At 62.1% G+C, this 14,730-nt stretch carries 17 protein-coding genes; 10 read left to right on the top strand and 7 right to left on the bottom strand.

Going from position 1 to position 14,730, the window contains the following annotated elements:
* The first annotated feature begins 9 nt into the window (after positions 1-9).
* A complete protein-coding gene (locus GGQ67_RS01100) occupies positions 10-975 on the top strand; it encodes a glutathione S-transferase family protein (RefSeq protein WP_183898333.1) in 966 nt (321 codons plus the stop codon).
* A 2-nt stretch (positions 976-977) separates the two neighbouring features.
* Entirely contained in the window at positions 978-1,592 is a 615-nt protein-coding gene (locus tag GGQ67_RS01105; protein WP_183898334.1) for an alpha/beta hydrolase, read from the top strand.
* A 59-nt stretch (positions 1,593-1,651) separates the two neighbouring features.
* Here the strand turns inward: GGQ67_RS01105 and GGQ67_RS01110 are convergent, their stop codons facing one another.
* From GGQ67_RS01110 to GGQ67_RS01125, 4 genes are all read right to left on the bottom strand, one after another.
* Complete coding sequence (locus GGQ67_RS01110; protein WP_183898335.1) at positions 1,652-2,353, bottom strand: RibD family protein; 702 nt, start codon at positions 2,351-2,353, stop codon at positions 1,652-1,654.
* Positions 2,350-2,751, bottom strand: coding sequence for a (R)-mandelonitrile lyase (locus GGQ67_RS01115; protein WP_183898336.1), 402 nt, complete (start codon positions 2,749-2,751; stop codon positions 2,350-2,352). The genes GGQ67_RS01110 and GGQ67_RS01115 overlap by 4 nt, the downstream gene beginning before the upstream one ends.
* Before the next feature lie 129 nt (positions 2,752-2,880).
* The gene (locus GGQ67_RS01120) at positions 2,881-3,771 is read right to left on the bottom strand and encodes a LysR family transcriptional regulator (RefSeq protein ID WP_183898337.1); all 891 of its coding nucleotides are present in this window, start codon (positions 3,769-3,771) and stop codon (positions 2,881-2,883) included.
* A gap of 235 nt (positions 3,772-4,006) precedes the next feature.
* On the bottom strand, positions 4,007-4,894 hold the full coding sequence (locus GGQ67_RS01125) for a DUF6030 family protein (protein WP_183898338.1): 888 nt from the start codon (positions 4,892-4,894) through the stop codon (positions 4,007-4,009).
* 359 nt (positions 4,895-5,253) lie between these two features.
* Between GGQ67_RS01125 and GGQ67_RS01130 the strand changes: the two genes are divergently transcribed.
* The gene (locus GGQ67_RS01130) at positions 5,254-5,856 is read left to right on the top strand and encodes an outer membrane protein (RefSeq protein ID WP_183898339.1); all 603 of its coding nucleotides are present in this window, start codon (positions 5,254-5,256) and stop codon (positions 5,854-5,856) included.
* Between the two features lie 308 nt (positions 5,857-6,164).
* On the opposite strand, the gene hutC is transcribed toward GGQ67_RS01130, so the two are convergent.
* Positions 6,165-6,920: a histidine utilization transcriptional repressor HutC gene (gene hutC / locus GGQ67_RS01135; protein WP_183898340.1), complete on the bottom strand. Its 756-nt coding sequence runs from the start codon at positions 6,918-6,920 to the stop codon at positions 6,165-6,167.
* Positions 6,921-7,106: 186 nt separating this feature from the next.
* On the opposite strand from hutC, the gene GGQ67_RS01140 reads away from it, so the two are divergent.
* From GGQ67_RS01140 to solA, 6 genes are all read left to right on the top strand, one after another.
* Positions 7,107-7,949 carry a transporter substrate-binding domain-containing protein gene (locus GGQ67_RS01140; protein WP_183898341.1) on the top strand — a complete coding sequence of 281 codons (843 nt, stop codon included), beginning with the start codon at positions 7,107-7,109 and terminating at the stop codon, positions 7,947-7,949.
* Between the two features lie 93 nt (positions 7,950-8,042).
* On the top strand, positions 8,043-8,768 hold the full coding sequence (locus GGQ67_RS01145) for an ABC transporter permease (RefSeq protein ID WP_183898342.1): 726 nt from the start codon (positions 8,043-8,045) through the stop codon (positions 8,766-8,768).
* A 10-nt stretch (positions 8,769-8,778) separates the two neighbouring features.
* Positions 8,779-9,483 carry an ABC transporter permease gene (locus GGQ67_RS01150; protein WP_183898343.1) on the top strand — a complete coding sequence of 235 codons (705 nt, stop codon included), beginning with the start codon at positions 8,779-8,781 and terminating at the stop codon, positions 9,481-9,483.
* A gap of 27 nt (positions 9,484-9,510) precedes the next feature.
* Positions 9,511-10,287 (top strand): ABC transporter ATP-binding protein, encoded by a 777-nt coding sequence (locus GGQ67_RS01155; protein ID WP_047503518.1) that lies wholly within the window; start codon positions 9,511-9,513, stop codon positions 10,285-10,287.
* Entirely contained in the window at positions 10,284-11,774 is a 1,491-nt protein-coding gene (locus GGQ67_RS01160) for an HAL/PAL/TAL family ammonia-lyase (RefSeq protein ID WP_183898344.1), read from the top strand. The genes GGQ67_RS01155 and GGQ67_RS01160 overlap by 4 nt, the downstream gene beginning before the upstream one ends.
* 10 nt (positions 11,775-11,784) lie before the next feature.
* A complete protein-coding gene (gene solA, locus GGQ67_RS01165; protein WP_183898345.1) occupies positions 11,785-12,942 on the top strand; it encodes an N-methyl-L-tryptophan oxidase in 1,158 nt (385 codons plus the stop codon).
* On the opposite strand, the gene GGQ67_RS01170 is transcribed toward solA, so the two are convergent.
* Positions 12,939-13,235 carry a YkgJ family cysteine cluster protein gene (locus tag GGQ67_RS01170; RefSeq protein WP_183898346.1) on the bottom strand — a complete coding sequence of 99 codons (297 nt, stop codon included), beginning with the start codon at positions 13,233-13,235 and terminating at the stop codon, positions 12,939-12,941. The two genes, solA and GGQ67_RS01170, sit on opposite strands and share 4 nt — an antisense overlap.
* 224 nt (positions 13,236-13,459) lie before the next feature.
* Here GGQ67_RS01170 and GGQ67_RS01175 point away from each other — a divergent pair, with 224 nt between their 5' ends.
* Complete coding sequence (locus tag GGQ67_RS01175; RefSeq protein ID WP_183898347.1) at positions 13,460-13,663, top strand: cold-shock protein; 204 nt, start codon at positions 13,460-13,462, stop codon at positions 13,661-13,663.
* 483 nt (positions 13,664-14,146) lie between these two features.
* Here GGQ67_RS01175 and GGQ67_RS01180 read toward each other — a convergent pair whose 3' ends face one another.
* Positions 14,147-14,728 (bottom strand): OmpA family protein, encoded by a 582-nt coding sequence (locus GGQ67_RS01180; protein WP_183898348.1) that lies wholly within the window; start codon positions 14,726-14,728, stop codon positions 14,147-14,149.
* Positions 14,729-14,730 lie beyond the last annotated feature (2 nt).

Genomic DNA, 14,730 nt, shown 5'->3' on the forward strand with positions numbered 1-14,730 from the left:
AGTTCAGCCATGCTCGTGGATGGAAAGTGGACCGCCGATTGGCATCCCGTGCAGGCGACCGACGCCAAGGGCGGCTTCGTCCGGCAAATTTCGGGCTTCCGCAATTGGATCACCCCCGACGGCAGCGCCGGGCCTACCGGCGAGGCCGGGTTCAAGGCCGAGGCTGGTCGCTACCATCTCTATGTCGCGCTGATCTGCCCCTGGGCCTCGCGTACGTTGATCGGTCGCGCACTGAAGAAGCTGGAAGATGTGATTTCGGTCTCGGTGGTCGAACCGGCTCTTTCCGATCAGGGCTGGCGCTTCGGCGATTATCCGGGCGCCAATCGCGATGAGCTCAACGGCGCCACCTATATGCACGAGATCTACACCAGCGCCGACCCGCAGTACACCGGCCGTGCGACCGTTCCCGTGCTCTGGGACAAGGAACGCCGCACTATCGTCAACAACGAGTCGGCGGATATCTTGCGGATGCTCAACTCCGGCTTCGGCGCACTTGCCGATGGCGCGGTGGATCTCTACCCCGAAGATCTGCGCGCCGAGATCGATGCTCTCAACGAGCGTATCTATCCACGGCTCAACAACGGCGTTTATCGCACCGGCTTCGCGACCACACAGGTCGCCTACGAGGAAGCCTTCGCCGACGTATTCGCGATGCTCGACGAACTGGAGGCACGCCTCGAAGGGCAGCGACCGTTCCTCTTCGGCACGCGTCTGACAGAGGCCGACGTCCGGCTCTTCGTAACGCTGGTGCGCTTCGATGCGGCGTACAACGGGCTCTTCAAGTGCAATCTGCGCCGGCTAGCGGATTATCCCAACCTAACGCGTTACGTCGACAACATGCTTGCGATACCAAGCGTCCGCCAGACGGTCAGCATCGATCACATCAAGCGCGGCTACTACTCGATCAAGGCGCTCAACCCGACGGGGATCGTGCCCGTCGGTCCACGGCTCCCGTTCGCGATCCGAGAGGAATAGCCATGTCGACAACCGCATCCCCTATGCTCGTTATCATGCTCCACGGTGTCGGCTCGAGCGGCCCCGATCTCGCGCCCTTGGCCGATCTCTGGAAGAACGCCCTGCCCGGCGCCGTCTTCGCGTCGCCGAATGCGCCAAGCCCGTCCAGCTTCGGCGCGGGCTATCAGTGGTTCAGCGTCGCCGGCGTGACCGAGGAGAACAGAAGCGGGCGCATCAAGGAGGCGCGCCCGGCTTTTGACGCAACCATGTCGGCGATCATCAACGAAAACGGCTTTGCCGACCGGCTCGAACGCGTCGTTCTGGTCGGCTTCTCGCAGGGCACCATCATGGCGCTCGACGCCGTGGCGTCGGGACGCTGGCCAGTCGGCGCCGTCGTCGGCTTCTCCGGCCGCCTCGCCTCGCCGCTTCCGCTTGCGCCAGCGGTCAGGACGCCCGTGCTACTGGTGCACGGAAGCGCCGATCCGGTCATTCCGGCTGCTGAAACGACCCGCGCCGCAGCGGCGCTGCAGCCGCTTGGCATGAGCGTGGAGACGATCATCGTTCCCGGGCTCGGTCATACGATTTCGGCTGAAGGCGCCGCCCGGGCCGGCTCGTTCATGGCCGAAACGCTGAAATAATCCCCGGCTGCAAGCGAGGCGTTGCGCCATGCTCGGCGCGACGCTCTGCTTGAAAGCTGCTAGCTCGACGCCTTGACCGCGTATTTCAGGTGCAGAAGCCCGTCGTCCAGCTTGTCGCAGGAGAGTAGCGAGAGTTCGCATTTTCCCGCCAGGCCATCCTGCCCGTACTCGATGACACGGTCGCTTCCCTTGCGCGCATCGACGGCCGGCGCCACGAGCAGGCTCAACTCGTCGACCAGCCCGGCCGCGAGGAACGAACCATTGACGCCGGCACCGCCTTCCAGAAGCAGACGGCGGATACTGAATTCGCGTCCCAGCGTTTCCAGCAAGCGGGCCAGATCCATCTCTTGGCCGTCGGAGACGATATAGGACACACCGTCGGCGACGAGCTCCGCGAGATGCTGATCGGAAACCTGCTTGCCGAGCAAGACGATCACATGGTCGCCATCGAAATCACCACCGTTGAAATGCAGCTTGCCGTGCTGATCAACAGCAATGGCAAAGCTCCTGGCATCGGGCCTGGCAACATGCACCGTGCGGTCGACGTCAAATGGTCCCGCTGGCGCATGTGGACCAGCCTTCGACATCTCGGCCATCGTGACGCGGCCGACCAGCCAGCCATCGGCGCCAAACGTCTTGTGTATGGCCTCATAGGCGGCCGACCATATTGCCCGGTTGCCATCCGGGCTGGCCGTCCAGCGGCTCGGATGAAGACCGCCGTCGAGCGAGGTGATCATGTGGCAGATGATGTAAGGCTTCATGGCGCATCCCGACCCTCGTATTCCAGATCCGTGACCTTCTCCATCCAGGTGACAGCGGACCCGTCCTTCATTTCCGCGATCGCCAGATGGCTCATGGCGCAGTTGGGCGCGGCGCCATGCCAATGCTTTTCGCCTGGCTCGAACCAGACGATATCGCCGGGGCGGATTTCCTCGATCGCTCCGCCCTCGCGCTGAGCCAAGCCGAGCCCCGACAGCACGATCAAGGTCTGCCCGAGAGGATGCGTATGCCACGCGGTGCGCGCGCCGGGCTCGAAGATGACGGTCGCGCCGCTCAGATTTCCGCTGCCGCTAAATCGCGCATCAAGTCGCACGGAACCGGTGAAATAGTCATCCGGCCCCTTCGCCGACGCCAGCACGCCGCTTCTTTTAATCTCCACCGTCGCACTCCTATGAGCGTTTCACCTGTTGTCTCACGAGACGAAATAGGCCAGGCAATTGCCGAGGACTAGGTGCGCCGTTCCGCATGATGCTATGCGAGCGGTTCATAAACGGCTTGCGTCCTGTCGTCACCGATAGCGCAGCGCGTCGACCAGAAGCGCGAAAGCGGGCGAAGCAAGGCGGCGGCTCGGATAATAAAGATGATAGCCGGGAAATGGCGTCGACCAGTCTTCCAGAACCGCTGTCAGCTTCCCCTCTTGAACCAACGGACCCAGGTGATCATCCGGCAGGCAGGTCAGCCCCAGACCGCTGATCGCCGCGTCGATGATCATCGGCACATCGTTGCAGATGAATTGCCCGTCCACGCGCACGTTGAGCGGTCGCCCATCCTTCTCGAATTCCCAGGCATAGAGGCCGCCGAGCGTGGGCAGCCGCAGGTTGATGCAGGTATGATGCGTCAGGTCATGTGGCGTCACCGGCTTTGGATGTCGCTTGAAATAGTCTGGCGATCCGGCGACCACCATCCGCAACTCCGGTCCGATCTTGACCGCGACCATGTCCTTCTCGACCCGCTCTCCCAGCCGAACGCCGGCGTCGTAGCGTTCGGCCACCAGATCGATCAGCCTCTGCTCGATCGAAATCTCGATGCTGATGTCGGGATACTCCGCCATCAGCCGCTTTGCGACCGGCATGAGAATGGTCTCCGCCGCGTGCCGGCTCGACGTGATGCGGATCGTACCGGCAGGCTTTTGCCGCATCGCGCTCAAGGCGTCGATCCGGCCACGAATATCGTTGAAGGCGGGCCGCAAAGTCTCGACGAGCTGCTCGCCCGCTTCCGTCGGCGAAACGTTGCGCGTCGTCCTCGTCAGCAGGCGCACGCCCATCCGCTCCTCAAGGCGGCGAACCGTGTGGCTGAGGGAGGATTGCGATGTCCCAAGCTGTGCCGCCGCGCGCGTAAAGCTCCGCTCCTCAGCCACCATCAGAAAGGCGGCAAGATCTCCGAGTTCATCGCGCTTCATCCATGAATCCATGAATCCATTGCATAAGTTCGCGGGGAATTTAACATCGCGATTATCGATATCGCCAGCGCTAATTTCCGTCGAGACTTGGCCGCGGTCCGCAAATCGGCTGGGCACGAAAGCCGGTTGAATTCGATCCCGGCATCGGCTCACCTCGCATGTATTCCTTCAGCAGCAAGCATCTCTGGAAGATCGTCGGTGCCGCAACGGACGCCTTCGTCACCGTTGACCGCGGTCACCGGGACGCCACGCCTTGTTGCCGATACGCACCCTGTTTCGACGCCAGTTGGCTTATCGGCACGGAGAGTTCCGCAATCCGGGGATCGGGCGCCTCGACCCAACGCTCCGCCGAGAAGTACGCCTTGGTTCGCGTCTGCGGTCCCGCGCCGGCAGCGACCACAAGCATGAAATTGTAGCTATCCGGGCTCGCGGCATCCCGCTTGAAACTGAAATAGGCACCGAACCGCTCGTTCTCGAAGTCGCGAAGGCTTCGAATGGGTGCGAGCGCATCCTGAAAGTCACTCCATCCTGCCTGCCGCACCAAGGTTTCGAATATCTTCATATGCCCGGCATCCAGCCGCCCATCCGCGTCCATCGGCGGGTCGACAAGTTTTCCTCTGATCTCGACAATGTCGCCGCTTGCGCTACCCTTGACCCTCAGGAAAACCGAACTCAGCGGCCGAACGTCGTTCCTTCTGTATATGCGCTGGAAATAGCATTCGCGACTGGTGCTGCGCATCGACGGCGCGCGCCATTCGCTTGTCTCGATACCGGCGTCGCGAAATGCCTTGCAGATCACCGGCCCGGACACGCGCCACATGCGCAGGAACTGGCCCGCAACCTCTGGCTCCGGGGCTTCGATGAGGCGAACGGGGATATCTGTCGATCGCGGCGGCGCCGGCGTGGACACGGCGGCGGGCTCGGCAACCACGGGCTGAGGCGGTGCATTTTCGGATATTTGAGCTCCGAAATAGCGAGCGACGCTCTCAAACCGCTGTGGATCGCCAAGAAACAGCGCCGTGCCCGCGAGGCACGGCAAGAGAAACAAGAATACCGACCGGCCATATCCGCGGATATTGTTCCGCAACGGCACTTTTACCGGTCCTTGCGATGCATCACTCATCAAATCCATCACCTTCGCGGCTGGATCATAAGTTAAAGCTCATACTCACCATGGTGCAATACATTGCAATTGGCAATCGCCGGACCGAAAATTCATGCTGCGGCGCAGAAGAATCTGTCCACAGTACCACTTGCCTCAGCCATCGAACGCCAGAAATACAGAGCCGTTCACATCTGCGAGATTGGTCAGCAAGTTAAGAAACTATTTATGAAATCGTGAAAATTAGAGATGGACGATCGTGGCAATGCTACGTTCCGGGGCGAAGTTCCGGGCGCATTGCATCCAAGTGACGTGGTTTAACGAGTAGAAGCTCACGCGCGACAAGGTGCGTAGCAATGCGTATGGAGTATAGCGTAATCATGAGTATCAATCCCTTTGCGGCAGCCCTTGCCATCAGCCTTCTTGCCACGCCGGTTCTCGCCGCCGATTTGGGTTCCTACGACCAGCCGTCCGTGGGCGGATGGGACGGCGCCTATGTCGGTGTTAGCGGCGGCATGTCCTCGCCGAACCTCAACCCGTTTTCCGGCAACAAGGGCCTGAGCGCCGGCGCGCAGGCAGGCTACAACACCACCGTCGGTGGCGCGGTCGTTGGTGGCGAAGTCGAAGCCTCCTATCTCGGCGACAGCCGGGTCAAGGTGGAAGGCGGCCGGATCAAGGAACGTCACCGCCTGAGCGCCAAGGGCAAGGTCGGCGCGCCGATCGACCAGACGCTGATTTACGGCACGGCCGGCCTGGCAATGACCAACTTCCGCGACAACGGCAATGTTGCCGGTCCTGATGGCTGGAAGCCAGGCTATATACTCGGCGCCGGCGTCGAGCAGAAATTGACGTCCAACGTTTCAGCCCGCGTCGAATACAACTACGTGATCACCAACAGCGTGCGCACCTTCTCCAACGGCGTCGGCACGACGGGCAACGTCCGCGACCACACGCTCAAGGCCGGTCTCAACGTAAGCTTCTAAGCATAAGGACGGCGCCAGCGGATGGCGCCATCTTTTACGCGGATACGTCCGGCGCTGCCTGCAAGCCAGGAAGCGCCGGTTCGCGCAGCTTGACCCACGCGGTCAGATGGATTGCCGGCGAGCATAGCGTGCACTTTGCGCCGACACGGCACATCCCAAAGCTCTTTCCCCTTCGTCGAGACCGCACGGATCGGCCTGATGCCCACCGAGGAAAGTCACTGACCGCGTCCTCGAGCGGTCCGGCTCGGCGCGCGTGACGCTTGGCAACATCGCGCCTATACCCTAAGTACCATATACAACATAGGCTATTACTCTTCAAAAACCTTGCCGCTTCTCGCCTCCAGGCGATAGCGGTGCGCGGGATAGACGAGCCGGGCCGTCGAGACGACCTGCCGGCCCGACCATGTCCGGCGCCGGATGGTCAGGCAAGGCTCGTTTCTCAGGATCGTCAGCAGCTTGCACTCCCAGGCCTGCGGCATGGCAGCCTCGACCACATGCTCGGAACCGCTCAGCGGCGCCGCCTCCACCAGATAGGCGTTCGGCGTCTGCGATGAGAAGTCCTGCTTGAGATAATCCGGCGCAGTGGCCGGATTGACGAAACGATCCTCGATCTGAACCGGGACACCGTTCTCGCTGTGAACGATCAGGGAATGAAAGACCGGCGCGCCGATATCCAGATCCAGCGCGTCCGCAGTCTCCGGAGAGGCCGGTTCCTCTGCGATAACAATGACCGATGCCTCATGTGAATGCCCGCGCTCGGCGATTTCCTCGGCAATGTTCCTGACTTCGAACAGCGGTGAATAGCCCTTGCGCTCCGCCACGAACGAGCCCACGCCCTGGATGCGAACAAGCTCCCCTTCCGCCGCCAATTCGCGCAGCGCCCTGTTCGCCGTCATCTTGCTGACGCCGAGCTCGGTGACCAATTCGTTTTCGGAGGGAACGCGGAATTTCGGCGGCCATTCGCCGCTCTGGATACGGTCGAGGATCATCTGCTTGACACCGACATAGAGCGGGGCGCTATCGTTCTGCGCCAGTTCACGCTTCATCTCGCTGGAATGCTTCATTGCCTATTCCTTTTGCACGAATGAAATCCGCCCATTCAATCGACTTTCCTCTTGCATATCATAAATTATCTCATATGGTACCCTATACAACCACCTGATCAACTTCTCTTCGAAGGTGTCAGGCAAGCCGGCGCAGATCGGCATTACGCAGCCGCAAGGCCACCGACAACTTCAGAGGAGATCTCTATGAAAATCGCAGCCATTCTTCTTTCCAGCGCCGTCGCGCTTTCGGCGCTTGTCGCTCCCGTTTCCGCCAAGGACTGGAAGACCGCCACCATCACGCTCGAGGGCGCCTATGCGCCGTGGAACATGACGAATGCCGACGGCACGCTCGGCGGCTTCGAACCAGAACTGGCGAAAGTCCTTTGCGAACGCGCCAAGATCGAATGCACGCTCGTTGCCTCGGACTGGGATGGCATGATCCCGGCGCTCAACGCCGGCAAGTTCGATGTCATCATGGACGCACTCTCGATCACCGAGGAGCGCAAGCAAATCATCGACTTCACGGTTCCTTACGCCGCCACGCCGGCTGCTTTCGCCACAGCCAAGGACAGCCCGCTCGCCAATGCCGCCGGCACCGGCGCAATCATCAAGATGACGCCTGGCCAGACCGGCGTGAAGGAAATCGACGCGCTGAAGGAAGCCTTCAAGGGCAAGACGATCGGCATCCAGGCCGCCACCGTCTATGCCAAGTTTGTCTACGACAATTTCGGCGAGATCGCCCAGATTCGCGAGTACAAGACGGGCGCCGATCGCGACCTCGATCTGCAGAACGGCCGTATCGATCTCGGCTTCGATGACGCCGTCTATTTCAACAGCGCCTTCGAGACCGCGGGCGGCGCGCTCGCCTTTACCGGTCCGGAGATCATCGGGCCGATCTGGGGCGAAGGCGAAGGGCTCGGCATCCGCAAGGCCGATACCGACCTGCGCGACAAGTTCAGCGAAGCGATCAAGTCGGCGCTTGCCGATGGCACCGTGAAGAACCTGTCGATGAAGTGGTTCAAGGTCGACGTCAGCCCGCAGCAGTAAGGCCTGAGGCGAACACGGCCCGGTCTCCGGCGCTCGCGCCGGGGACCGCATGTCTGACAACGTCGATCGAGCGACGCACGCGGGGAACGCGCCATGGCATCATTGTCACTGATTGGATTCGGCTCCGGCGGATGGGGCGCGCTGCTGCTTTTTGCCGCCTTCATCACGCTGTGCGTAACGGCGACAGCGCTCGCGATCGGCGCCGTGATCGGCACGATCGTCGCGGCCGCGAAGCTATCCGGCAATCTGGCGCTCGCCACGCTCGGCAATATCTACACGACCGTCTTTCGCGGCGTGCCCGAGCTTCTGATCATCTACCTGATCTATTTCGGCGGCTCTTCGGCCGTGACCGCGATCGGCAAGGCCATGGGTTACGAGGGCTTCCTTGGCATGCCGTCCTTCATCGCCGGCGCGCTGGCCGTCGGCATCATCTCCGGCGCCTATCAGGCGGAAGTCTTTCGTGGCGCCTTCCAGGCGATTTCCAAGGGCGAACTCGAGGCGGCGTCGGCGATCGGCATGCATCGCGCCCTGCGCTTCCGTCGCATCATCATGCCCCAGGTCTTTCGCTTCGCCATCCCCGGCATTGGCAATGTCTGGCAGCTGAGCCTGAAGGATTCGGCCCTGATCTCCGTGACCGGCCTTGCCGAACTGATGCGCACCAGCCAGGTGGCGGCGGGCTCGACGCGGCAGTATTTCCTCTTCTTCATCGTCGGCGGCATTCTTTATCTGATCCTGACGAGCCTGTCCGACCGCGTCTTCAACGGCGCCGAACGACGCGCCAACCGCAGCATGCCGACGGCGGCGATGGGAAAGGCATAAGGACAAGCCCATGGATATCGCCTTTCTCACCCAGACCATGCTGACGCTGCTAAAGGCCGTCCCCACCACGCTGGCGCTGTTTTCGGTATCGGTGGTCTCGGGTTGCCTGCTTGCGCTGTTGATCGTGTGGATGCGCGTCAGCGGCAACCCGGTCCTCTCCGCCTTTGCCAAGGGCTACATCTTCGTGTTTCGTGGATCGCCCTTGCTGATCCAGATGTTCCTGGTCTTCTACGGTCTCGGCCAGTTCGGCTTCATCCGCTATTCGTTCCTGTGGCCCTTCCTGCGCGAGCCCTTTATCTGCGCCGTGCTTTCGCTGGCGCTGTGCACGGCCGGCTATTCGGCCGAGATCTTCCGAGGCGGCATTCGCGCCGTCTCGCCGCGCGAAATCGAAGCGGCGCGCTCAATCGGGATGTCGGGCTTCCTGCTCGTGCGCCGCATTCTGGCGCCGATCGCGTTCCGTCACGCCTTGCCTGCCTATTCCACCGAAGTCGTGCTGATGATGAAATCGACGGCGCTCGCAAGCCTCGTCACCGTCTGGGAGGTAACCGGCGTCGCGCAAAGGTTGATCTCGCAGACCTATCGCACGATGGAAGTCTTCCTTTGCGCGGCCATCATCTATCTCGTTTTGAACTTCATAATCCTGCAGGCCATGGCCCTGCTTGAATACTCGCTTTCGCGACATCGCCGCGCCGCGCCGCCCGCGTTGAAGGCATAAGAGCAGAACCAAACCGATGGAGCATCCATGCCCGGCGTAACCCGACTTTCGGTCCGCAATATCCGCAAGAGCTTCGGCATCCATGAAGTCCTGCGCGGCATCTCGCTGGATGCACAGGATGGCGATGTCATCTCGCTTCTCGGCGCTTCCGGCTCCGGCAAATCGACCTTTCTGCGCTGTATCAACCTGCTGGAAACCGCGACCGACGGCGAGATCTGGGTCGACGGAGAACAGATCAGGATGATCCACAAGGGCGGCAAGAGCCGACCGGCGAGCCAGAAGCAGGTCGACCACATCCGCTCCGAACTCGGCATGGTGTTCCAGTCCTTCAATCTCTGGTCTCACATGACGATCCTGCAGAACATCATCGAGGGCCCGGTGCATGTGTTGAAGCGCCCGCGCTCCGAATGCATCGCGGAGGCCGAAGCCTTGCTGGAGAAAGTCGGCATCGCCGACAAGCGCCACGCCTATCCGGCTCATCTTTCGGGCGGCCAGCAGCAGCGCGCCGCGATCGCCCGCGCGCTCGCCATGAAGCCGAAGGTCATGCTGTTCGACGAACCGACGTCGGCGCTCGATCCCGAACTCGTCGGCGAGGTGCTGCGCGTCATGCGCGCGCTTGCCGAAGAAGGCATGACCATGCTGGTCGTAACCCACGAAATGAGCTTTGCCCGCAACGTCTCGAACCGGGTCGTCTTCATGCGCGAAGGCGTTGTCGACAGCAGCGGCACGCCCGACGAAATGTTCGGCGGTGGCGGCTCACCGGCGTTCCGCCAGTTCATCGGTCACTTCGGAACCGGGCAATGACAATCGTCCTCGATAACGTCCTTGGCTGGCGGGATGTCGTCCGCATCGCCGGGGGAGACACGCTGGCGCTCTCGCAGGCCGCCTGGCAGCGCGTGGAAAACGCCAGCCGCATCGTCGAGCGGATCGTCGAGACCGGTGTCCGGGCGTATGGCGTCAACACCGGCGTCGGCGCGCTTTCCGATACGGTGGTCGATCGCCAGTCGCAAAGCCGTTTGTCCCGCAACATCGTCCTCAGCCATGCCTGCGGGGTCGGAGACAGGCTGGCGCCACGCGAGGTGCGTGCCATCATCGCCACACAGATCGCCAATTTCGGCCACGGTCACTCCGGCGTGCGGCCCGATATTCTTCGCTATCTCCTGGCGTTCCTGGAACGCGACTGCATTCCCGATGTGCCCTCCAAGGGCTCGGCCGGCTATCTCACGCACAACGCCCATACGGCGCTCGTGCTGCTTGGCGAGGGGAGCGCGCGCCTTGCCGGGAAATCCATGTCCGGCCGCGACGCGCTTGCAGCGCTCGATCTCGCGCCACTGGTGCTCGGCGCCAAGGAAGGATTGAGCCTCGTCAACGGCACCGCCTGCGCGACCGGCCTTTCCAGCGTGGCGCTGGCCCGGGCGGAGCGATTGCTCGATTGGGCCGACGCCATCGCCGCCCTCACGCTTGAGGCCGTCGGCGGCCAGATGGCGGCCTTCGACGCTGAGGTCCTGGCGCTGCGACATTCGAAGGGTATCCAGGACGTGGGCGCGCGGCTACGTCGCTATCTCGCGGGCAGCGACCTGATCGAGGCCGCACGTGGCAAGCGCACGCAGGATGCGCTGAGCCTGAGATCGGTCCCGCATGCGCATGGGGCCGCGCGTGATGTATTCGACACGGCTTGTGCCGTGGTCGACCGCGAACTCGCTTCCGTCACCGACAACCCCGCGGTATCCGGCACACCCGATGCGCCTATCGTCTCATCGGAAGCGCATGCCGTTGCGCCAGCGCTCGGCCAGGCGGCCGACAGCCTTGGCATCGCGCTTGCGCAGATCGCCGCCATGAGCGAGCGCCGCATGGACCGTCTCGTCAATCCGCTTGTCAGCGGCCTGCCGGCGTTTCTGGCAAGCGATGCCGGAAGCAATTCCGGCTTCATGATCGCCCAGTACACGGCCGCCGCCTTGAGCAACGAAAACCGGCGGCTTGCCGCCCCGGCGTCGCTGGATGGCGGACTGACATCGGCCTTGCAGGAAGATTTCCTGGCCCATCCGACGGCGGCCGCAAACAAGCTTCTCTCGATCATCGACAACGCCGAATACATACTTGCCATCGAATTGATGGCGGCGGCCCAGGCGCACGATTTTCTGTCGTCAACGGCGCGACGCGCGGTCGGCACCGACAGGCTCCACGTCGCCGTTCGGAGCGTCGTCCCCCACTACGCCGACGACAGACCGCTATCGCTCGATATGGAACACGCGCGGGCACTGATCAGGCACACGCCGCCTCCCATCGCCTGAAGGAAAAGCCATGACTGCTCAATATGACGTCGCCGTTGTCGGCCTTGGAGCGATGGGGAGCGCCGCCTTGGCTTTCCTCGCCGCCCGGGGAGTGAAGGTGATAGGCATCGATGCCTATCATCCCGCCCATACCCTTGGCTCGTCGCATGGTGACAGCCGATTGATCCGGCTCGGCTACTTCGAAGACCCCTCCTATGTGCCGCTGCTGCAGCGCGCCTACCGGAACTGGCGCGCGCTCGAAGCCAGGCTGCGGGCGGACGTGCTCGAGATAACGGGCGTCTTGCAGATCGGAGCTCCCGACAGCAAGATCGTCAGCGGAACACGGGCGTCCTGCGCCATGCATGGCCTGGCGCACGAGGTGCTCGATCGCGACGAGACGGCCCGCCGCTTTCCCGTGTTCCAGCTCGACCGGGACGATATCGCCGTACTCGACCCGCAAGGCGGCTATCTGCGGCCGGAAACGGCGGTTTTGGGCTATCTGAAGCTCGCGGCCGAAGATGGCGCCGTGCTCCATTTCGGCGAACGCGTCACGGCGATCGAACACGACGACGCAGGCGTCACCATCCGTTCCGCCGGGGGAACGTACCGCTCTCGCAAGGTGATCGTCGCCACGGGTTCATGGATTGCCGAACTCCTGCCGGAATTGCGGGGCCATGCCGTTCCCATCCGTCAGGTCGTCGCCTGGTACCAGCCAAAGGACGGCTTCGTGACGCAACCCGGCCGCATGCCGTGCTTCCTGCGCGACGAGGGTGACGAGGGCTCCTATTTCGGCTTCCCGGCCATCGGTGTCGACGGCGTCAAGGTCGGCCGACATGCGCATTTCCGCGAGCCGATCGACCCCAACCAGCCGAACCCGCCGGTCAACGATAAAGACACCGCATTGCTGGACGGCTTTATCGGCAAGCGCCTGCCGGCCGCGGCCGGCGTGCGGGCCAATGCCACGACATGCCGCTACACGATGCTTCCCAGCGAGGACTTCCTGCTCGACATCGCCCCATCGAGCGCCAACGTCGTCATCGCCTCGCCCTGCTCGGGACACGGCTTCAAGTTTACCAGCGTGGTCGGGGAAATCCTCGCCGATCTCGCCCTTGATGGCGGGAGCGAGCTTCCGATCGGCGCTTTTTCCTTCGATGCGATGCGGCGGTATCTGGATAGAAGAGCGGGCTAGACGAAACCATAGGCGGCGCGCGCCTCGAGGCATTCGCCGTCACCGGGAAGGCAGTCGCGGCACACTTGCGGCCTGATCTCGTAGACCAGGCAGGAGGTGCCGGAACCGACCGTGCCGTCCAGAGCCGAGCAGCGGTTGTCATGGCAGCGCATGCCCGCCTGGTCATCCGCGACGTAGCGAGCGGGCAGGCGGTCGAGCTCGGCATCCGTTTCGGTCGAGAACCTTGGCCAACTCGATGAGTACGAACAGCAGGCGCCGCAGGTCTGGCAATCGAAATCAGCTGGAATGGTCATCGTCGCTTTCTTTTCCAGAGGACACACCGCGCAAGATGCAACGGGACTTTGTCGATTTTGGCGCCACGGCGCTTGGAGAGACGCCAAATCGGGCCTCGCACCGGCAAAAATCCGAATTTCATACAAATGAAGCGGCTTCGACGCATGCTTCTAGTTGATGGACGCGCCGCAGCACTATAGGTTCGCGTCGCCATTGCAAGCAAAACACTTAAAAGGGAATATCCATGCCTGAGGGTACTGTTAAATTCTTCAACGAGGACAAGGGCTTCGGTTTCATCACGCCAGAAAACGGCGGAACCGACGTTTTCGTTCATATCACCGCGCTCCCGCGCGGCGCCTCGCTCCGCGAAGGTGACAAGGTCAGCTTCGAACTCGGCCAGGATCGCAAGACCGGCAAGTCGAAGGCTGAGAACGTCTCTGTCCTCTGATTGGGCGTTTAAAGCGTCTAGCCTGTTGCTTGAGCGGCAGGCTAGATGGACTTTCGAAATTTGGTGCGGCTGGAACCAGCGACTGCTCAACCAATGCTAATAATAGGCTGAGGTGAGATAGAAAGCCACAATCCAGGCGAGTATTGTCAGTATACCAAGCACCATTATTAAAAGACGCAACTGCTGCTCCACGTCATTTCATGCCATTTTGGCAAGCTATACGCAGCAGACGGCGATCTAGTTTTATTGCTGTTAGGTTTTTGTTAGCGCTACCGGTTCCGTGACCATCGGCAAGGGGTGAGCGCAACAGCCAAGATAGCACCAGGCCGGGAACGGGCCTTGGAGTTCGCACAAATCGCATCGACGAACGGCTTCGCCAACGCGGGGGCGCGAGCCGTCCCGCTGCCTGTCGGCGGGACGGCTTGAACATGGCCATGGGCTAACGAGCGAAAGACGGAACGTCCCCTGCCCTGCCCGGCTCGCTCAGGACTTCTTCTTGAAGACCCCAAGATTGATGAGCTGTACGCGCCGGTTGTTCGAACCCGTGCTATCTGTCCCTGGGATCGGCATGTATTCGCCGACGCCGACCGCGTAAAGCCGCTGCGGATCGACCGCGAAGGTGGTGGACAGGGCCTCCTTGATGGCGGCCGCCCTCTTTTCGCTGAGGTCGAGATTGTACTTGTCATCGCCGGTCGAGCTTGCGTGCCCGACGACAAGGAACTTGTAGTCCCAGAGGTTCGGATGGTGCAGCGCATCGGCGAGCAGCCCGAGCGTGCGGTAGGAGCTCGGCAGGATCGCGACGGAATCGTTCTCGAAATTGATCTCGACGACCATCTGCGGCAGCTTGGCGATCCGTTTCCAGTTCGGCAGCGCCGACATCGGCTTGTCGCCACCGGTGATCGCCTCCTGCCGCAGGATTTCAAGATCGATAGCCGGGGCGGCGGATGTCAGCTTGCCGAGCCCGTTGATGATGCGCTCCTGCGACACCTCCTGCGCCGACGCAAGGGCGGGAGAAAGGATTGCCGCCGCGGCGAAAATGACTGCTCTCGAAAGAACCCGCTTCATCG

It is taken from the genome of Rhizobium metallidurans (assembly GCF_014196505.1).
GTDB lineage: Bacteria > Pseudomonadota > Alphaproteobacteria > Rhizobiales > Rhizobiaceae > Rhizobium > Rhizobium metallidurans.